The organism is Sporosarcina sp. P7 (genome assembly GCF_002743425.1).
Classification (GTDB): Bacteria; Bacillota; Bacilli; order Bacillales_A; family Planococcaceae; genus Sporosarcina.
Map to the genome: position 1 here is coordinate 192203 of NZ_PDZF01000004.1, position 20128 is coordinate 212330.

16 protein-coding genes and 1 riboswitch are annotated in these 20128 nt (G+C 40.2%); of the genes, 3 read left to right on the top strand and 13 right to left on the bottom strand.

Translation table 11 applies throughout. From position 1 onward, the window contains the following. Window positions 1-6: 6 nt before the first annotated feature. Entirely contained in the window at window positions 7-960 is a 954-nt protein-coding gene (locus tag CSV60_RS06390; RefSeq protein WP_099636379.1) for a calcium/sodium antiporter, read from the bottom strand. Window positions 961-1339: 379 nt separating this feature from the next. Then, window positions 1340-1457: riboswitch (TPP riboswitch) on the top strand. Between the two features lie 119 nt (window positions 1458-1576). On the opposite strand from CSV60_RS06390, the gene thiC reads away from it, so the two are divergent. Then, entirely contained in the window at window positions 1577-3349 is a 1773-nt protein-coding gene (thiC, locus tag CSV60_RS06395; RefSeq protein WP_099636380.1) for a phosphomethylpyrimidine synthase ThiC, read from the top strand. Between the two features lie 405 nt (window positions 3350-3754). On the opposite strand, the gene CSV60_RS06400 is transcribed toward thiC, so the two are convergent. The 4 genes from CSV60_RS06400 to CSV60_RS06415 form a co-directional block, all read right to left on the bottom strand. After that, window positions 3755-4609, bottom strand: a complete 855-nt coding sequence (locus CSV60_RS06400) for an aldo/keto reductase (protein ID WP_369823591.1) — start codon at window positions 4607-4609, stop codon at window positions 3755-3757. A 418-nt stretch (window positions 4610-5027) separates the two neighbouring features. Then, window positions 5028-5285 (bottom strand): autorepressor SdpR family transcription factor, encoded by a 258-nt coding sequence (locus CSV60_RS06405; protein WP_099636381.1) that lies wholly within the window; start codon window positions 5283-5285, stop codon window positions 5028-5030. 193 nt (window positions 5286-5478) lie between these two features. Continuing rightward, window positions 5479-7104: a GMC family oxidoreductase gene (locus CSV60_RS06410; protein ID WP_099636382.1), complete on the bottom strand. Its 1626-nt coding sequence runs from the start codon at window positions 7102-7104 to the stop codon at window positions 5479-5481. Window positions 7105-7366: 262 nt separating this feature from the next. Further along, window positions 7367-9529 carry a M28 family peptidase gene (locus tag CSV60_RS06415; RefSeq protein WP_199175243.1) on the bottom strand — a complete coding sequence of 721 codons (2163 nt, stop codon included), beginning with the start codon at window positions 9527-9529 and terminating at the stop codon, window positions 7367-7369. A 392-nt stretch (window positions 9530-9921) separates the two neighbouring features. Here CSV60_RS06415 and CSV60_RS06420 point away from each other — a divergent pair, with 392 nt between their 5' ends. Next, complete coding sequence (locus CSV60_RS06420) at window positions 9922-10965, top strand: thermonuclease family protein (RefSeq protein ID WP_233189554.1); 1044 nt, start codon at window positions 9922-9924, stop codon at window positions 10963-10965. Window positions 10966-11052: 87 nt separating this feature from the next. Here the strand turns inward: CSV60_RS06420 and CSV60_RS06425 are convergent, their stop codons facing one another. The 5 genes from CSV60_RS06425 to CSV60_RS06445 form a co-directional block, all read right to left on the bottom strand. Continuing rightward, window positions 11053-11511: an OsmC family protein gene (locus tag CSV60_RS06425; protein ID WP_099636383.1), complete on the bottom strand. Its 459-nt coding sequence runs from the start codon at window positions 11509-11511 to the stop codon at window positions 11053-11055. Window positions 11512-11924: 413 nt separating this feature from the next. Next, entirely contained in the window at window positions 11925-12329 is a 405-nt protein-coding gene (locus CSV60_RS06430; RefSeq protein ID WP_099636384.1) for a hypothetical protein, read from the bottom strand. 145 nt (window positions 12330-12474) lie between these two features. Then, the gene (locus CSV60_RS06435; protein ID WP_099636385.1) at window positions 12475-12846 is read right to left on the bottom strand and encodes an iron chaperone; all 372 of its coding nucleotides are present in this window, start codon (window positions 12844-12846) and stop codon (window positions 12475-12477) included. 88 nt (window positions 12847-12934) lie between these two features. Then, window positions 12935-14308 (bottom strand): S-layer homology domain-containing protein, encoded by a 1374-nt coding sequence (locus CSV60_RS06440; protein WP_099636386.1) that lies wholly within the window; start codon window positions 14306-14308, stop codon window positions 12935-12937. 313 nt (window positions 14309-14621) lie between these two features. Then, window positions 14622-15836, bottom strand: coding sequence for an S-layer homology domain-containing protein (locus CSV60_RS06445; protein ID WP_099636387.1), 1215 nt, complete (start codon window positions 15834-15836; stop codon window positions 14622-14624). A gap of 201 nt (window positions 15837-16037) precedes the next feature. On the opposite strand from CSV60_RS06445, the gene CSV60_RS06450 reads away from it, so the two are divergent. Then, on the top strand, window positions 16038-16835 hold the full coding sequence (locus CSV60_RS06450) for an arylamine N-acetyltransferase family protein (RefSeq protein WP_233189555.1): 798 nt from the start codon (window positions 16038-16040) through the stop codon (window positions 16833-16835). 90 nt (window positions 16836-16925) lie between these two features. Here CSV60_RS06450 and CSV60_RS06455 read toward each other — a convergent pair whose 3' ends face one another. The 3 genes from CSV60_RS06455 to CSV60_RS06465 form a co-directional block, all read right to left on the bottom strand. Then, window positions 16926-17642: a phosphocholine cytidylyltransferase family protein gene (locus CSV60_RS06455; RefSeq protein ID WP_099636389.1), complete on the bottom strand. Its 717-nt coding sequence runs from the start codon at window positions 17640-17642 to the stop codon at window positions 16926-16928. Between the two features lie 14 nt (window positions 17643-17656). Continuing rightward, entirely contained in the window at window positions 17657-18727 is a 1071-nt protein-coding gene (locus CSV60_RS06460) for a pyridoxal-phosphate-dependent aminotransferase family protein (RefSeq protein ID WP_099636390.1), read from the bottom strand. Between the two features lie 285 nt (window positions 18728-19012). Beyond that, on the bottom strand, window positions 19013-20128 hold a 1116-nt coding region (locus CSV60_RS06465), incomplete at its 5' end, for an S-layer homology domain-containing protein (protein WP_143565325.1).

The window sequence follows — 20128 nt, forward strand, 5'->3', positions numbered from 1 at the left end:
TTTTTCTTAATTACGTAAAATAACATACACTAGATACACGACGTATGTTACAGCTAGCATCAAACCTTCACGCTTACCAATTTTGAAGCCAGTTCTAGCAAATAGCAACAATACTAAGGTCAATACAAGCATAATGACAACGTCACTAAATACTTTATCGTTCACCGCGATCGGCGTAATGACAGAGGAAGCCCCGAGAACAAACAGGATATTGAAAATATTGCTTCCGACGATGTTCCCCAAAGCGATTTCACTTTCTTTTTTCAAAGCCGCTGAAATCGACGTAACCAATTCAGGTAGAGATGTACCGATGGCGATGATAGTAAGGCCGACCAATGCTTCACTCATGCCAAGAGAATAAGCGATCTTCGTAGCATGATCGACAACCAAATCTCCGCCGAAAATAATCGCTGCGAGCCCGACCAAGGTAATTAGTATATTCTTTCCCCATTTCACGTTCTCAGTAGCTTGTGTAAATGTGGAATTTTGACGGCTTCGAAGGCCGAGTTCAATCACATAGTACATAAAGATCGAAAGGAATAGCAGGAAAATGATTCCATCGCCGCGCGTGAGCACATTGCTGCTGAAGCCTTGAAGTGCCATATCACTCATCAACACCAACATGACAATACCTGCCAGTAAAGTGAACGGAATTTCTTTCCGAATGGTTTCGCTCTGTACTTTCAATGGAAATAGGAATGCTGCTATTCCGACCACGATGGTGATGTTGAAAATATTACTTCCCACTACGTTCCCCACTGCGACGTCTGCATTTCCACCCATCGCCGCAATAATACTGACCGTCGCTTCTGGTGAGCTAGTTCCGAGCGCTACAATGGTTAGCCCGATCAAAATAGGGGGAATTTGCAGTAGCCTTGCAATATTTGAAGAGCCATCTACGAAATAATCGGCTCCTTTTATTAATAATATAAATCCAATTATTAATAAAATATAGGACATTTATTGATTACCTCCTCCAAGGGAATGAAATTTCTAGTCGATAAAATATTTTGTCCAATTACTGCACATATGATGCGACTTGTTACATTCACAATGACCCATAACACCATAGGAATTTGATTTTATATACCCATAGGTTTCATTGTTCTCAATCGCTAATATTTTATACGACGTTAGCTCCACTACAACGATCTTTCCTTCTTTGTTTATTCACTTTTGATTATCTCACGTCATCACTGCTAATGCATCCTTCAAGTCATACAAAGATATTCATTTCTCATTAGAATCTACTTTTTTGAGTGTTATGGAAATCAAAAGTATACTAACTCTTTAAAAACAGCTAATTATATGGTAGACTATTCCTGTTCACACAATTAAATACTATAACTAGGGGTGTCCAACGTTATTGGACTGAGATGGAATGATAGTATACGCATTCCGGACTCTTTGGACCTGATCTGGCTCGTACCAGCGTAGGGAAGTTTTCATTTTATCAGCGACGCGTATTTTTGCGCTTTGAAGACCAGGTCCTATCTACGGAACTGGTCTTTTTTGTTGCCGATTCCCTTTACTTGAATCGAGTCATGGTCAAACCTCAAAAGGAGACGATGACAAAATGCAAGAGAAGAAAGAAGAAATTCATATCCATGAATGCTTTCCGGCAAGTCGAAAGATTTATGTACGAGGTAGTCGTCCAGACATACTCGTACCGATGCGCGAAATTGAGCTATCATCCACTGTAACTGATCAAGGCGAAATACCGAATGAACCTTTTCGTGTCTACGATACAAGCGGTAAATATACGGAAGCTGGTTATACAGTTGATATTAAAAAAGGACTTCCGAATATCAAGAAGAACTGGATAGTAGAACGAAATGACGTGGAAGAATATGAAGGCAGACAAGTGAAGCCGCGGGATAACGGGTATCGTTCCATGGAACAAATGCAAAACGACACAGAATTTCCATTGTTGAAACGCAAACCATTACGAGCAAAAAGTGGCAAGAATGTTACACAAATGCATTATGCACGCAAAGGAATTATAACACCTGAGATGGAGTTCGTTGCTATTCGTGAAAATGTAACGCCTGAACTTGTACGGGAGGAAGTTGCGCGAGGCCGAGCCATTATTCCGTCGAATATTAACCACCCAGAAGTGGAACCGATGATTATCGGCAGTAAATTCCATGTGAAAATTAATGCGAATATCGGTAATTCTGCTGTCTCCTCATCCATTGCTGAAGAAGTGGAAAAGATGACCTGGGCTACACGTTGGGGTGCAGATAATATCATGGATTTATCAACTGGAAAGAACATTCACACAACACGTGAATGGATTATCCGCAACTCGCCTGTCCCAGTGGGAACGGTTCCGTTATATCAAGCGTTGGAAAAAGTTAACGGCAAAGTGGAGGATCTCTCATGGGAAGTATTCCGTGACACGTTGATTGAACAGGCAGAGCAAGGTGTCAGTTACTTTACCATTCATGCGGGTGTTCTACTTCGTTATATTCCCATGACGATTAATCGTGTGACTGGCATTGTCTCACGAGGTGGTTCTATTATGGCCCAGTGGTGTATGTTGCATCATACAGAAAGTTTCCTGTACACACACTTTGAAGATATATGTGAAATTATGAAACAATACGATATTGCTTTTTCGTTAGGAGACGGATTACGTCCAGGCTCTATCGCGGATGCCAATGACGAGGCCCAATTCGCTGAACTTGAAACACTTGGAGAACTAACGAAAATTGCTTGGTCCCATGATGTACAAGTCATGGTAGAAGGTCCTGGACATGTGCCAATGCATTTAATCAAGGAGAACATGGATAAGCAAATGGAGATTTGTCAAGAAGCCCCTTTCTATACACTGGGTCCTTTGACGACAGATATTGCTCCTGCTTATGACCATATCACTTCTGCCATTGGTGCGGCTATGATCGGTTGGTTCGGGACCGCGATGTTATGTTATGTAACGCCTAAAGAGCATCTCGGTCTACCAAATAAAGAGGATGTGCGTGAAGGCGTCATCACGTATAAAATTGCAGCACATGCAGCTGATTTGGCAAAAGGTCATCCCGAAGCATACAAACGGGACGATGCATTATCAAAAGCCCGTTTTGAATTCCGTTGGAGAGATCAATTTAATTTAAGTTTAGATCCCGAACGCGCGATGGAATATCATGATGAAACATTGCCGGCCGAAGGAGCAAAGATCGCCCACTTCTGTTCGATGTGTGGGCCGAAGTTTTGCAGTATGCGAATTTCACACGACATTAGAAAATATGCGGATGAAAACAGTTTAGAAGAGAAGCTTGCAATAGAAAATGGCATGAAAGAGAAAGCTAAAGAATTCAAAAAATCCGGTGCTGAAATCTATCTTTAATAAGGAGTGAATGGAGTAATGACAACTGAACAGTTAATTCAGCAGATTACTGTAAAACGTCGAAACCTACATCAATTAGAAGAACAATTGGCACTCTTGCAAGCACAGTGTATACACGAATATACCGAAACCTTCACCTATAGGAAATGCTTGAAATGCTTGAAAATAGAGAGTGTTCATTATTAATAGATGTTCTGCCATTCAAAAAGAGCCTTTGTGCTCTTTGTGTCTCCTAGAAAAATTGTTAGTAAAATAAAAAACAACAAAACCCACCTCGCCACTTTGTAATGTGGATCGAGGTGGGTCATTTTTTGACGGGGATTTAAATTGATTTCTTTAGAAATTCAAAGTGTTGTACGCTGATTATACGATTGAAGGTATCCGGATTATTGAACTTATTAATTTTTAATCAAATTCTTCATATTCGTTCGGATGCTGCCCTTCTATTCTTCCCGCTTCGCCTTTATCTAAAGAGTCAATTTGTCGAATATCTTCTTCTGTCAATTCAAAATCGAATACATCAAGGTTTGCTTTTTGATGGTCGTAAGTAGATGATTTCACGACTGTTAAGACTTCATTCTGTAAGTTCCAACGAATAATAATTTGCGCGGGTTCTTTATTGTATTTTTTCGCGATAGATACAATCGTTTCATTTTCTAACACGTCGTTTAATTCGCGCCCTAAAGGACTCCATGCCTCCGTTACAATGCCGCGGCTTTTATTGTATTCCACTAGTTCGTTATTAGTAAAATACGGATGGCGTTCAATTTGATTGGTAGCCGGCGTTACACCAGTTGTGTCAATGATACGCTCCAGATGTTCTGGTAAGAAATTAGATACACCTATTGTCTTAATCAGTCCGAACTTCTGCGCATCGACTAACGCTTGCCACGCTTCTACGTATCGATCTTGTTTTGGAAGTGGCCAATGAATCAAGTACTTATCAAAGTAGTCGATTCCGATACGATACAGTGACTCTTGAATCATCAGAATCGCTCGTTCGTAATCATGTGAAGCACCAGGAAGTTTGGAACTGATCATCAATTCTTCTCTAGGTACAGATGATCGCCGAATAGCTTCCCCTACCATTCCTTCATTATTATAATTCGTTGATGTGTCAATCAGTCTGTATCCCGCTTCGATCGCTGTTAACGTACTGACCACACCTTGCGCACCTTTTACTTTCACGGTTCCAAAACCAATTGAAGGAAGGCTCGTTCCATCATTCAATCGCATCGATTGTACATTCATTTGATCCATTTTTATCTACTCCTTTTTACTAGGGAAACTCTTCTATTGGCAAAACACGCATTCATCGGACGTATCTTCTACTCGCCTATTCCATGTAATTTCCCTTGCTGAAAGTTAACTAAACATTCTTCTCTGTTTAGAATGTAAAAAGCACCTGTGACTGCAATGAACATGAATGGCTGAACATCCACATTCGTTACCGACACAGGTGCACTTTTTGTTTTTCCTTAAACAATCGATCTAGCATAAAAAGAGTAGCAAACAAAACCGTCTTTTGTTTATTCGAAAAGTATATAGAGAATAATAGTAACGTCACTATAGTCTTAATACCTTACTCACGCTTCTCTATCTTCTATCTATAGCTTATAACTTAAGTACAAAGCTATGTATTCATTAGTTCAAGGGAAAGCGATCCCTCACAACCTACTTATTTATTCAATTTTATCATCCATACGAGCAAATCTTGCAGAACCGTTGTGTGGAGAGTGTAGTAAATGTACTGCCCTTTTTTCTCTGAACTGACAAGACCCGCATTACGCAGGATGTTTAAATGATTGGAAATGCTAGGCTTACTCATCTCGAATTCTTCATGTATTTCACTGGCAGTTAAAGAACCTTTTTCACTGAGTAGAGTTAGTATTTGTCTTCTCGTTTCATCATTTAATGCTTTAAAAACTTCATTCAAATTGAGTCTCTCCTTCCGTTTAAAGTATTTAGTTGTTTGTCTAATTAGTTATTCATCTAATTATATACTACTTGAAGTGATTAAAAAAGCACCTGTTTTGAAAACAACTTTGAATGGTTAAACACTCATGTTTGTTTTCACGCAGGCACTTCAGGTTTATACGTTTGACGGCCTCATACTCTCTTTTAATTTGTCATGGTATTTCACCGGAATTCATACGATCCTGTCTCACTAAGTGTTCAGCAATGTTTGCCCCAATAAAGAAAGCTGGCGCCGACGTATTGCCATCCGAAACAAACGGTGCAATGGAATCATCCGCAACGATCAAATCTTTTACACCGTATACTTCACCGGCAGCATTCACCACACCATTTTCTTCATTTGGTGCCATTCGTAGCGTGCCTTGTATATGATGTGTTGGACCTACGTTTTCCTGAATGAACTTTTCCAGTTTGTTTTCGTCATGAATGGTTTCCAGTGATGGTGTAACGAGTTGATAGTGCGAATCTATTTTTGATAGTTCTGTTGCAATATTTTTAATGTAAACTCTGTAAATGTTTTTTATAGTTTCTAGGTCGGAGCGTTTATTCAAAAAGTCCGCATCGGCAAGTACAATCTTTAATGGATCCCCATTTTGGATTTTGACAGATCCTTGGCTCTTTGGTTCCAATAAAATAATGACGATGCTTAACATTCCGCCAGTACCGATTTGACCAATTAGTTGCACCCCACGACGGTTGGGGTCAGCACCGGGTGTTGGATCTGGTAAGAAGGCTCCACCCGTATACAGCGCATAGGGATCAGCATCCGGAAGTGCTTTGTCATTCGGATTCGTTGTAAAGGTGGTCGTGTTAACTGGATGGGTAGTCATGTTCATTCCCACATTCGCGTTATGATGAACGACGGGAATACCGGCTTTATTAAGTGAATCCGACGGTCCGATTCCAGAAAGCAGTAAAAGTTGAGGGCTATTTATTCCTGCCGACAAAATGACTTTTTTACGAGCATATGCGTAATAACATCTTCCTTCCTTAAGAAATTCAACACCTATTGCCCGCCTTTCATTATCAAAAATCACACGCTGAACCGTTGAATTAACAGATACTACTAATCTTCTTCCATTTACTCCTTCACCGTTTTCATTCACTACATCCGATGAAAGAAACGCTGTATCCGCACTTTCCCGTTGGCCATAGGGGGTCTGGTAAAGTTGCCACCTCGTAAAAGGGCCAAGTGGTGTGTTGGGATCGTTATAATCTAAAATTCTTTTGAAACCAGTGGCTTTTTCCATCGCCCTAACTAATTTTTCAGCCATGGTAGTTGGATTAGCAGGAGCCTGCCTGATATCCAACTGCCCGTTATATCCTCTCGCATTTGGATTTTCCGTTTGGCCATTGTAGTTTTCTAGTTTTGAAAATTGATAGGTCTCTTGTTCAGGTGACCAAAGTGGACCTAGGAGGTTTTCCCATTGTTTCATATTCGCCTGTGATGGCCTTACATACTGGTTATTGTTAATGGAGGTTCCGCCACCCAATGTTCGCCCTCCCGTCCAGTCAAATGACCTTCCCATTACGTTTTTCTGAGGGACACTTTTTCCTTGCCAGAAGTATCGCGGGAAAAAGTCGTCAGTGAGAATAGATGGCAATGCAAACAAAGAATCTCTAATCGGTTGCTCTTTACTGTTATTATCTTCCGCTTCTAAAACTAGCACGGAATTTTGTTTAGTATCCGTTAGTTTTCTTGCAATAGTAGCACCCGCCGGACCCGTTCCAACTACGATATAGTCAAACGTTGATTGATTATTGGCGTCTCTATTCATTTCAATCCCCCTAAGTGATTTTCAAGCAGTATATCCTATGGCATGGAAAGTTGGATTATGAAGTTCATAGAGACTAACGTATGGATCGCAGTGGAAGTCCTAAATATAGTTTGGTTCGTTGGTATAGTTGATTTGAGCGAGCTGATAAAATCTTGTCATTAAAAAAAGCACCGCGATATGCGATGCTTTGAATGCTTTGCTAATATGTTAATCAAGTTTATATTACTAAACAACTTTAAAACGTACCGGAACTTCTTTGTACTTATTTCAGCTCACTCAACAGCTCACCTAAATTTTTCACACTGGCTGTTTCATCCGTTACGGTTTGTTCCAATAGCTTCTTCTGTCTGTCGAGCGCATTTGTCAACGTAGTGATTTCCACTGACAAATCCGGCTTTGTTTGTTCTTTTTTCGTTTTCAATGACTGGATTGTATCGAACAGATCTTCATGGTCGACAATTCGGCCAGCCCCCCACATGAGCTGCTCTTTTGGTGCTTTTATGACGTAGTCTGTAAAGTAGTTAAATACTTCCTGATCAAAGTCATACGCGTACCAATTGTTGTCAATTGCATATAAGTATTCATCCAGTGGAGTGGCGATATCGCCTGTAGATAACGCCTCAATGGAAGCGGCTAAGTTTTTCACGTTATTTTGCGCATGTTCATGAGGGAAAATCGGTTCGTCTTCCCATGTCAATCGCACAAATTGATCTTCGGCATATTTATAAGCCGCCAACAAGCCGCTGTTCAACTCACGACTTTCATCGTACAATTTCTTCGCTTGGTCTGCATCCTCTTTTTCAAGTGCTGCCGCATATTCATTATTCATATCCGCAACTTTTTTATTCACTTCTTGCGCACTAGCTATCGCTTGATCGATCTCTTTCGTCAAGTGATCCGACGCCACAGAAGCCTGTTCAAATACATCTGCGTCGATCAAGTCTTTCATCGCTTGCAAACGAGTCGTGAAATCCAATGGCACGATAGCTGTTTGATCATAGTGTATCGTCAATAATCCATAGAGATTTAAGTGAAATTCTAGCGCATCGGCATTGTACGTATCTTCATTATCGAATTGAGAATGATAGTGGGTCTTCATGAATTCACTATCTTGGAAATCATTGCGAAGTGCTGGCACGCCTGCGATACCGAATGAGAAATCATCTGACCACGTACGCAATGGAGAAACGACTGAAATTCCGTCTTTATACACACCGGCAACTGTAGGTACTTCTTTTGCAAACTCCGTCAAATAGTTATTCAACTCGTAGACGGATCGAATTTCATCTTCTGTCGTATGTTCATATGCGGGTAGTTCGAAGTTCAAATTCGCAAATGTCTTACCGACCCACTCGGGATGAATATTGAAGATTTGATTGTAAGCGCCCGTCGACCAGTCGTATCGAGAATTCGACTTACCCCATTCTTCCGCGGCAAGCGCGTTGAAGACCAACGTCTTTTCGGGTTGATAGCCACTGTCGACCATCCCTTTAGCAATTCCGAGCATTAATGCAATTGCTGCATTGTCATCTTGGAACCCAGCAAAATATGAATCATAATGGGCTGACAATAAAATGTAGGAATCAGGATCTTTCCCGACGATTTTCCCATAATAATTATACGTTTCTTGATCTTTTTTCACGGTCGATTTAGCATCAAACTTCACAGTCAGCGTCTCTTGTTCGCTTGCCTCTAATGCTTTCTTCAACTCGACCGCGTCGGTTTGGGACATCGAAAAAGCAGGTGCATCGTCTGGACCGCAAATGTCTTGCGCATTCAACGCATCGGGATCGACTTCTCCGTAGCCCGCTTCTTGCACCGCAATTACTGCAGCTGCCCCTTTAACATGTGCTTGATAGGCAGGATAATTAATCCACCATTCTTCCCTTTGATTGATATCGATTAATACAAGTTTCCCTTTAATGTCCAATCCTTCCAAATCTGCCGCGGTTCCTTTTCCTGCGTAGACTACTTCAAGTTCCTTGACGCCGTTCGTATCAAAGTTCGCTTGATAACCGCCTAGCACCGCAAGATACTCTTTCCCAGCAGTATCTGTAAAGGACAAATCAGCCTTCTCGAACTCCCAACTATCTACGGTAAATGCATCTTTCGTCACTTCAGTCAGTCCGATTTTCTTCATTTCTTCTTCAATTTTCTCCCCAGTCTTTCGTTCCGCTTCCGATCCAGCAGTTCGATAGCCAAGCTTCTCATTGGTTTTATATTCTTCCATTCCTTTAGCGAATTCAAAAGCATATTCCACATCTACTTCTGACAAGTACTTGTCTTTCTCGTCTGACAACGGAATAGTCTTCACGTCTTCGACAGGTTCTTTCTTGTCCTTAGAGGTATCTTCGTTTGGTGTACATGCAACGAGCGATGTGGCAACGAGCATGGACAACGTTAAGTAACTTACCATCTTTTTCATTTATCACAGTTCCTTTCATTTATAGCAATCAATTTATTAAACGATATAGAGTGAGTTTACGCAATAGAAATGTTCGAATTTTGTCGCGAATTCTTTTAATAATTTTCGCTGTACTAGTTTTTTAATAACTGCAAGCAAACAAAATGAGTATTTGTTTGCTTATTCACTTCAATTAGTAAGTGCCCACTCCTATTCAGCTCTTTGAAAGATCTTCTCGCGTAAGTTTCTGTGTAGTATAAATGGAAATATGTATTCTAGATTACGTGGTCACACATATTATTTTTGATCTAATAGCACTACGCACTTAGTTGCGTATCGCTTTCTTACAAACTATGATAACCTCACTCTTGGAAGCAAGTGTTAAGCAATTAAAGTGAATTGAGAGTGATAGTATGTTTGTATTTTTTGCGTTATTTGGTTTACTATTTATAGTGATAGGTATCGTTGGCTTACTTTTTAAAGTACTCGTTAAAAAGCCGAAGAGAAAGTTTGGCATCCTCGCTTTAGTAGGCGTTGCGATGTTCATAGTAGCTGCAGTAATTGTGCCAGACGATATAGAGCCAGAGGTAGAAAAAGCTGAATTGGTGAAGCAGACGCCTATAGATGAACCTTCTGAAACACTGAAGGAAGCACCTGAAAAAGAGTCTGTAGAAGGTATAGAAAAGCCGGAAGAGGAAAGTTCTAAAGAGACTGAAGAAAAACCGGTTCCAGTCGTGGTACCACCGAAAAATGATTCTTCAAACGTAACTCCTGAAAAACTAAAAGACTCCACAGAGACAAGCGGTACTACTGCGAGAATCCCTGTAGAGTTAGTGAAAGTTATAGACGGCGATACAATTAAAATAATATATAACGGCAAAGAGCAAAACGTTCGATACTTGTTAATCGACACACTTGAAACCAATCATCCTAGGCTAGGGAAGCAACCGTTCGGGGATGAAGCCAAAGCTAAAAATAAAGAACTGCTCGAGAGCGGTACACTAGAAATCGAATTCGATATCGGTGAACGCTTTGATAAGTACGACCGTTTACTGGCCTATGTATATGTCGACGGAAAAAACATTCAAAAAATCTTGTTGATTGAAGGTTTGGCTCGTGTAGCGTACGTCTATCCACCAAATACTCGATACGTTGATCCTTACGAGAAAGCACAAGCGATCGCTAAAGAAAAGCAGTTGGGTATTTGGTCAGTTGAAGATTATGCTACGGACACAGGCTTTAACGCGCAAGTGGTAAAAGAGAAACCTGCACAACCGGCATCTGAAAAACCTGCTCCAGCACCTGCAGCCAAGCCAACACCACCTGTCCAAAACACGGAATGGTTTCAAAATTGTACAGAACTAAGGAAAACGTATCCTAACGGTGTGCCGATCAGTCATCCCGCTTATCAACCTAAAATGGATCGTGATAAAGATGGATTTGCTTGCGAACGATAAAATAATGGCTATTTAGTAAATGAGATTCAAAAACCGCGTGAAGTCAAGTTTTCTAACTTGATTTCACGCGGTTTTAATGTTGCTAAATTATTTTTTGATCCATTTCGACTCTACTGGTATTCCTGCATCGGCGAATAGATTATATACGGGACATCTTCTTTCCACTTCAGCTTTCAATTGCTCGATTGCTTCATCTGATTCATTCGTAGTAATTTCGCAAACAAAACGGACTTTTTGGAAATGTGTTTTTACACCTTCTTCTCCCATCAAACCTCTAGCATCCACGATACCTGTCGTATCAAAATGAATTGCTGAAAAAGCAAAGTCTTGTTCGTTCGCAATTAATGGAATCATAACTGCCTTACAGCCATTCAATGCCGCTGCGATAAATTCAAGTGGATTCGCCCCAGTATCGGTGCCGCCTAAATGAACAGGCTCATCCATCGGAAATCCTTCAAATTCACGGATTGTATGCGTAGAACGAACCCCTTCCTCCCATTTCGCAGTAGCAGCAATCTTTACTAACGCATTGTTTGTCGTTGACATACGTAACAACCCCTTTTCAATTCTTAGTATTATAATATGTATTGTATCATATAAACTGCTCGAATATAATGGGGCATGGAAATTATTATGCGAATTCATAGAAAGTTTCAAGTAATAAAATTATCATACACGCTCAATTGGTCACTTGTCATGCCAATTTTATTCGCTTAATAAATTATGAACACACAAAACTAAGAATGGATATTATTGAATCCTTCATGTATTGAACCTTACTCCATAACCTTTACTGCCCATAAAAAATAAGATAATATTTAGCCACTACGAGAGCTAGATATTACCTCGGAAATATACTTATTGTAGAAGGAGTGGATAGTTAAATGTCTTAAGAATTTTTCATTACGTACACATTAATTTCTAGACAGTTTACATAATATGATTATTTTGCTTTTATATCATGGAAAATACTTGTTATGACTACACCGAGGAAAAAAAACATATTGAAGACGGTCCGCTAAGGATTCAATTGCCAGTTTGAGCGCGGTTACACGACGCTCATTCAACGTTTTTTGAGGACTACCATCCTTCGCTTTTGCTAATTGCTTTTCAATAGATGGAATGATGCTTTGTAGAATATCCTTAGATTGTAAAATTTCTTCTTTAGAATAAAAGAAATCTATATTCGTCCACACTTCTTTTACGCTTTCCAATCCCACTTTTATCGCATCGCGTCTTTTTTCAACAAGTGTTGTATTGGAGCCTTTTTCCGTCATACTCTTATACGCATTTGAAAGTTTAGTATGAGTGGACTCTAGAGATTTAATGGTCAATTCTTGAACTTCTGGGCTAACCGTTCGCATACATGCTCCTCACCTTTCAAATTATGTCGTCCAAACTGAAACAGCTATTCTACACATCAAAAAAGCACCTATGCATGAAACTTTTACGAATGTTACCACTTTCTCGTTCATTTCATACATACGCACTTTTAAAATCAGTACGGCCTTATTTACGCCAAAACGTTGTACAATTTATTTTATCTTGCATATTAAATTCAATTAATTTTTCCATCAAGCCGTAATCAACTGGCTCATTCCACTTGATTCTAAACAAGCCACTTGTAGCGCTATAGCCCGCTTCCGCAATTTCATCCGCAAAACGTGTAATTCCCGCTGGTTCAGGCGAAATACTCATATGATGCTTTGCGGTAGAAATACCAATAATAAATGTGCCGTGGTCGGAAAACATCGGTGTATTCCACTTCATTTGCGGTTCCAAATTCGGGAATGTAGTAGTAACCCAAGCCAACACTTCCTCTATACGTTGTCGATGTTCCGGGGAATCGATCCCCGCTATGTATTGCTTGAATAGTTCCATGAGGTGACCTCCTAAAAATGATTTATTACTCATTAGATTATCTATAGATGTAGTATACCATGATGAAGGTACCAGGTCCCGACACAATTCAGAATAGTGTCGGGACCTGGTACCTTAAACGAAATGTATATTTCTTCCCATCTTGTCCAGTTACGATTAGCTGTGTGTCAGTAACCGACATATGTTTCCCTTGAATGCTCGATACTTTACTCACCTTCTTATCAAGCAAACTATATTTATACACACCAGTTTTATTAAAGTAATACATCGTTGAATGATCAAACAACACAGATGCATTGTTTTGGTTTTCTTTCAGGATAAATGTTTTTTCTGTTGGATCTTGATAGAAAAGGATTCTCGCATCAAAATCACGTTCTTTTTTTCTATCTGATCCATCCATAGCTACGGAGTGTAGTGTCAATTTACTATCTTTCGGTATGTTAGGCGTTAGGTAATAGTCTCTCTTTGTTGCTTCGTTTGTATAAAAAATGCGGTCATTCCAAATAAATAAATTTCGCATAGTTTCACCGGAAAGAGACGCCATAATGAGAGAATCTCCCGCTCCCGTAATACGTTGAGTTTGTGTTCGAATGACACCATACTTACTTGGCAAATCTGAAGCCTGGCTAATTGCACTTAAATATGGGATAAACACTTCATCATTGTAGACAATCAAATCAAACCAGTCTTCCATGTAACTAATCCATAACCCATCATTAGATTCGAAATCTTGCTTACTCAAGATCATTTCATCTTTACCCGTTTTCAAATCTTTTTTCATCAATCCATTATTTATACTGTAAGAAAAACCATTCTGCTCAACCGTTTTTCCTTTTTGACTGACATATGAATGATATTTTCCAAGTTTCATCGAATCATCTAGCGCTCTTGCCAGAAAAGCAGAGAACTGCGCACGAGTCACCGATTGAGATGGCATATACTTGCCTTCCGATCCGCCTGCAATGCGTTGTTTGGCAATCCCGTTAATGTCCGCATACGCCCAGTGCGCTGGAACCACATCGACAAATGTAGGCTGCTTATCGAACGGTATATCGAATGAACGACGTAAAATTGCTGCCATTTGCGCTCGTGATGTCTCTTCGCCTGGCCGCATTAATCCATTATCCCCGCGAAGAATTCCTTTTTCATTCACCGTCGCAAGAATTTTATAATACGATGACTTCTTTGAAACGTCTTTAAACACCACTTTAGGATTTTCCACGAGTGGAATCTTCAAAGCTTTAATGAGCATGGCAGATGCTTGTGCACGGGTGATTGGTTCATTTGGTTTAAATGTTCCGTCTGGGTATCCACCAATAATATTGCGTTCATATAAATACTTGATCTCCTTTTGCGCCCAATGCCCATGCATGTCCGTAAACTCAGTCGCATGTGCTTGAAACGGTATCACTGCAACTATAAGCAGTAATGCGATGAACGAAGCTGTAATTTTTCTCTTCAATTGTTTCTCTCCTTTATTCGTAATACGCGCTGTGTACTTGTATCACGTACGCACCGTACAGACGGTAATATTTAGAAAAGGTTTCAAAAAAAGATATTTTGAAATTCATTACTCGTAAGCTCCACAGTGGCAGGACTTGTTTTGTTACCAAAGAGCGCTGAAAATGCCGCGTTATCTCCATTGATCGGCATGCTATTCATCCAATTCGTCTACTATAAAATAGGTGTAAATGAAAAACACCTGCAGGTACGTTAACTCGCTTTTTCAGTTTCTAGTCTCAATATGTTTTACAACCCATTTTCAAAAATCAAGTTCAGTTGGCGTCTAACATCTTTGTCGTCTTCACTTTATAATACAACATATGTGTAGTCGGCGCTTTCACGTCTACCGTATAGCGCGCTTCTTTTCCGTTCGTAAAGCGGACTGTCGCGATGAAGTTGCCCGGCTTGTTGACACGAATAAACACATCCGGCGAATCGGTATACCCTTCAAACGGCATGTTGCTGGACAGGACTTCCCCGTTCGTCCGCACGAAATGAATGTTTTCAACCTTTTCATCCACCGCCAGTTTCAGTCGCGCTCGTGTCTTCAATATATCGCTCGCGTATACTAACTTCGCCTTCAATTTGCCGTCGACTTTCTTCACATCCACATAGTATTTATGATAGTAGCGTTTGATATTTTGATTTTCCATACCGTAATTACCGCCTAGCTGCAACGTTCCTCTTCCTTCTTTCAATGGTGTCACTTGCACGCGATCACCGGTATATCCTGACGGTGTCTGTCTGCCTTTAATAATGGCTGCATAATACACCTCCGAGTTAACCGCAAATTCATCCGTGTCCTCATCAGTCATTATTTCCGAGAAACGCAGCATCGGACCCCATGTTTCTAAGGAATACGTCTCAGGTTGGACACGCTCCGTTAGTTGCATCAACTTCGCTGCTTGTCCTCTCGTCACCCATTCATTGATGCCAAATCTATCGGATGTTACGCCTGTCGTAATGCCGAGTTTGTGCAGAATTAAGACATTCGCGCCATGCGACGTGTTGGGCTTGACGTAATGGAATGGATTTTCTTCCGCGTTAAAAGCAAAGCGCGGCAAATCGAACGCTTTCACCAGAATGGAAGCCAATTGTCCTCGTTTGACGGGATCATTCGGCCCGAAACGTCCGTCTTCATAGCCCCCAATCACTTCGAGCTCCGCAAGTTTGGCAATGGCATTATGATAGCCATTCGCTTTCGAGACGTCCTTGAATCCAGGATCCTTCACCATGTAATCAGGATTCAGTTTCATTAACTTCGCAATAATTGCCGCTGCCTGTCCGCGCGTGATTGGATTACCCGGCTTAAATAAGCTGTTCGCATATCCCGTAATAATATGGCGTTCGGCCAATTCATTGACCGCCTCCGCAAAGTGCTTGGTTTCGGGAACATCCGTAAACTTTTGGTTGCTTGCAGCCATACTCGATAATGGCAGGCTGAGGGCAAGAGCCACCGTGCCAAATGTTATCCAAATCTTTTTCATCGTGTTCCTTCCTTTCTATTATATAATCATAGATCAACGTACAGACGGGGAAATCTGAAAATAGTTTCATTATATTTATAATATATTTGTAGCCAAAAGCAAGTTTATTCGCAATCATAAAAAAGTGCCATACTTTTATCATCTCAAGAAAGTTTGATATGATGTAGTTATCACTACTGAAGAAAGGACGGATGAAATATAGTGCAATGGATTTCGGACCAATTGACACTTAACGGTACGCCGCTTGAGCAAATCAGCCAAGTTCAGACGCTCTTCGCCCAGCAATTCGCATTTGAAAATCTGGACGTGCTACTGGCGAATGAAGAACCTATTACCGAGCGATGTCTTCAAAATAAAATGATTAGACACGGACGCGGTGGTTTGTGCTACGAGCTGAATGGTCTGCTGTATATCGTTCTCAGAGATTTAGGTTTTCCCGTATACCTCGCAGCAGCCACTATCTGGGCACCGCCACCACGCGATCACTATGTCCTCGATCGTACACATGTCGTGAATTTGCTCGAATACGAAGATACACTATACCTAATCGACAGTGGTTTCGGCAGCAACCTCGTCATGCAACCCGTTGCACTGGATGGCGATCCTGTCACTTCGCCTGCTGGTACATTCCGGTTGCGGAGCGAAGCGACCGAAAAAGGCACATTGGTATTTGAACAACTGACGGACAATGGCTGGGAACGTCGCTATGGTCTCTATCCCGACGTAATCGACTGGACACACTTGGACCACGTCAAACAACAGATCCACCACAGCCCCGAATCTTCATTCAACAAAGAGTTGCTCATCGCCAAAGTAACAAACGACGGCACGTACTCGATTAATGAAGATCGTTACCGTCGCAAGTGTAATGGCAACGAAGAAACTCTGCCGTTCCAAGATCACGATGAATTACTCGAACAGGTCAGACTGCATGCAGCTCCGGCTGTTTATGAAGCGACTGTTAAGTATATAAACCAGCTAAAAACCTCCTGCGACTAATTTTGGTCGCAGGAGGTTTTTGTGTGTAAAATAGTGCCAAGTCCCAACACTAGTCTGATTGTCCCTTATATACAGATATTTTCTGGATCATCATAGTGTCGGTACCTGGTACCCAAATTCAGTGTTTCTCCGAAATTCAAGGATTCTTTGATAATCTTCTATGACGTCTATTTCTGACCAAAACATACCGTTAACGTCTACAACATTTATAGTTATCTCATTTATAAATGAATATAAAACGTTTTCCCACCAAAAATTGTGATTTTGCTCTTTTATTAGTTCATCCAGTCTCTCTACAAACTTCCCCAAAAATATTTTCTTGATTTTTGCTATGCCGACATATTCTCCACTATATACTTTTAATTCTTTACCATGCCCGATTAGCCGATTATCATTACAATAGAAAAGATAATCTAGTTTACTAGTTGAATCCATTAGTAAAGTTTGTTCATGCCTAGAGCTTAGTAGTTTGTCTAACATAATCTGCTCAAAGTATACATCTGCATTCGCTATGATAATATCTTCATCTTTAAATTCGTTTCTCGAAAACCATAAAGAGGCTATACTGTTTGTAACACTATAAAATGGATTGAAATAATATGTAACATCGAGATCGCATAAAAGATCCTTAATAATATCCGCTTTATATCCAACAACAATTGTAACTTCAATTTTATTTCGTTGGAATAATTCAACAGTATGACGGATTAATGAACTCCCTCTTATATCAAGTGAACATTTGGGTACATCGCCAATATACTCGCTAATTCTTGTTCCTCTTCCAGCAGCCAATAATATAGCTTTCAAATATAACCCTCTCCTTATGAAATGGTTTTTAAATTTTTCTTTATTTCATCTAGTAGATATTGGTTATTTTCGATAGTAATAGCACCGAGATGTCCGACTCTGAATATCTTACAACTTAATTCTCCTCCGTTAGGCATTACATATATATCACTATTCATCTTAAGCGATTGAACAACTGATTCAGGACTTATTGATCCAAGTGGACGTAAAGCTGTTAATGCGTTTGAAGGATTTTTCGCTGGAATTTCAAAAGGCAACTTGATAATTTCATTTCTAAAATGAACTGCTAGTTCTCTAGTTTCTTGAATGATTTTTGTCACACTCTTTTTATCAACATACTTCAATTTTTTATTCAATTGTAACAAATTACTTACGGCTGGAGTATAGGGAGTCTGACCTCTTTTACCGTCAGACAAGTATTTGTTGAAGTTGAAGTATACGCTTTTAAAGGAAATTTCTCTCACACGATCTTGTGATTTTTTATCAAGCACCACATAGGACATACCCGGCGGGAGCCCTAATGCTTTCTGAGAGCTTATAATAACTGCATTAGCATTACTTCCTTCCATGTCAAAAGGATCGGCTAAATAGGAACTAATTGCGTCTATCACTAGGAGTAAATGATTTTTTTCACAAAACTCCTTCACCAAGTTTATATCATAAAGTACACCTGTAGAAGTTTCATGTAAATTAATAAGAAGGCCGGTAAAACCTTTTTTACCGTAAGGAATTAAATCTCCATGAGTTAAATCTTCAAAGAAGTTTAATTTAATCTCTTTATAATTTAGACTATGGACTTGGCAAATCTCTGAGAACCTAGAACCAAAAACTCCTCCATTGACAACAAGCAACTTATCTTCTTTATCAAACAAATTTAAAACGGTTGCTTCCATTGCAGCTGTACCTGAGGCAGTTAAAAAAACAACTTTAGAATCTAAAGGAGAGTTCATACTTTGCTTTAACAACTCTTCACTTTCTAATGTTATAGTAGAGAATTCTGCATTCCTAAAGTAAGGCATTTGTTTGGACCCTATTTTCAGCACTTCTTTATCAAGTGTGACAGGACCGACTGTGAAATTTAACAATGTAATTCCTCCCTCTATACATGTGATGTATAACTGCTCTCCCTATCACTTTGGTTGTATTCTACAAGGTTTTAGATGTTTCCCGTTCAACAGCCGCTAATAAGTTATTGGACAACAAACTCATTTCAAGTTTATAAAAAAATCTAGATGAAGGCTATTAACAGCTTTCATCTAGATTTTTGTTTTTTATAAAAGCATGGGGTTCAGGCACAATGCTGAAAAGTGTCAGGATCTAGTACCTGAAACTTTAGAATGTCGGTATCCCGCTGGGCATTTCTTTTATTGTCAATATCTCTCATAATAGCCGTTATCCGACCGCACCACCACAGTACTAAGGCCGTAACTTGACTGAATATCAAACCGGTATTCTTTGTACGTATACATTTCACCGCTCTTCTCATCTCGACCTCTTGCCTCTGACTGGGAGATGAACCGCGCATAAACAGGCTTATAATATGAATAATCACGAATCAAGATTTGCTCCGCTTCATCTTTCGTGAGTTCAAAGTTCCGCTTGCCAATCCGGGTGTACTTCAAATCATGTATTTTCCATTTACCGCTTTCCTTCTTAAATATATAATCAACGAAGAATCCGCCTGATACCGGTCCGTCTGAATCCAGCAAAATCGTGTGAATGGTCAGCGTGTCGTTGCTTGGCTGCGAAAAATGTAGACGGAACGATAATTCTGATACATAGAACGGGAAGAAAGATGTATCGCATTCGGAACAAACATATTGATAATCTGGCTTCATTTGAACATCTGCGAATCTAGCAGTTGCATAAGGCAGTAGCTGGGAACGAATTTCACTGAACTTTTTGTTCGCTAACATTCCCCTGATCATAACCCCTTCTACTTCAACCGGTGTGCGGTGTATAAGATCCAGCACTTGCCCTTTGCTCACTGTTCCTATTTCAACAGGTGTGATGCCTACTTTTAGTGCACGACTCAAAAACTCCGCATAATGTGCACGTGTCACCGGGCGGTTCGGATAAAAATTATCTTTTTCGCCTTTTGCTACACCATTCGCCAGTAGCGCATGCGCGTGGATGAAGCCCCAATGCTCGATATCTAAATCATGAAAGCCACCAGGCTGCTCATCAAAACGAAAACGGAATGCCAAATCTAAAATTTTTGCCATCTGAATCCGTGTTACCGGTGCATTCGGATTAAATTTCTGATTTAAGCCCCCGCTCACGATTCCAGCCTGTGTCAAATTCATGATGGGCTGATAGTACGGGTGACTTAGTGGCACATCTTTATAAATCAACTTTTTACTTGCTTTTGATAGCTTCAGTGCCTGATCAAGCAATGCCGCTACATGCTTTCGGCTAATCGGCTCATTCGGCCGGAATTTGCCGTCCGGATAGCCGCTAATAAATCCTTTCTTCTCCATCTCTTG

What these genes read in the sequence shown, in the direction of transcription:
- CSV60_RS06390 (WP_099636379.1), bottom strand. Translation starts at nt 960, where the DNA reads ATGTCCTATATTTTATTAATAATTGGATTTATATTATTAATAAAAGGA.
- thiC (WP_099636380.1), top strand. Translation starts at nt 1,577, where the DNA reads ATGCAAGAGAAGAAAGAAGAAATTCATATCCATGAATGCTTTCCGGCA.
- CSV60_RS06400 (WP_369823591.1), bottom strand. Translation starts at nt 4,609, where the DNA reads ATGGATCAAATGAATGTACAATCGATGCGATTGAATGATGGAACGAGC.
- CSV60_RS06410 (WP_099636382.1), bottom strand. Translation starts at nt 7,104, where the DNA reads ATGAATAGAGACGCCAATAATCAATCAACGTTTGACTATATCGTAGTT.
- CSV60_RS06415 (WP_199175243.1), bottom strand. Translation starts at nt 9,529, where the DNA reads ATGAAAAAGATGGTAAGTTACTTAACGTTGTCCATGCTCGTTGCCACA.
- CSV60_RS06420 (WP_233189554.1), top strand. Translation starts at nt 9,922, where the DNA reads ATGTTTGTATTTTTTGCGTTATTTGGTTTACTATTTATAGTGATAGGT.
- CSV60_RS06425 (WP_099636383.1), bottom strand. Translation starts at nt 11,511, where the DNA reads ATGTCAACGACAAACAATGCGTTAGTAAAGATTGCTGCTACTGCGAAA.
- CSV60_RS06430 (WP_099636384.1), bottom strand. Translation starts at nt 12,329, where the DNA reads ATGCGAACGGTTAGCCCAGAAGTTCAAGAATTGACCATTAAATCTCTA.
- CSV60_RS06435 (WP_099636385.1), bottom strand. Translation starts at nt 12,846, where the DNA reads ATGGAACTATTCAAGCAATACATAGCGGGGATCGATTCCCCGGAACAT.
- CSV60_RS06445 (WP_099636387.1), bottom strand. Translation starts at nt 15,836, where the DNA reads ATGAAAAAGATTTGGATAACATTTGGCACGGTGGCTCTTGCCCTCAGC.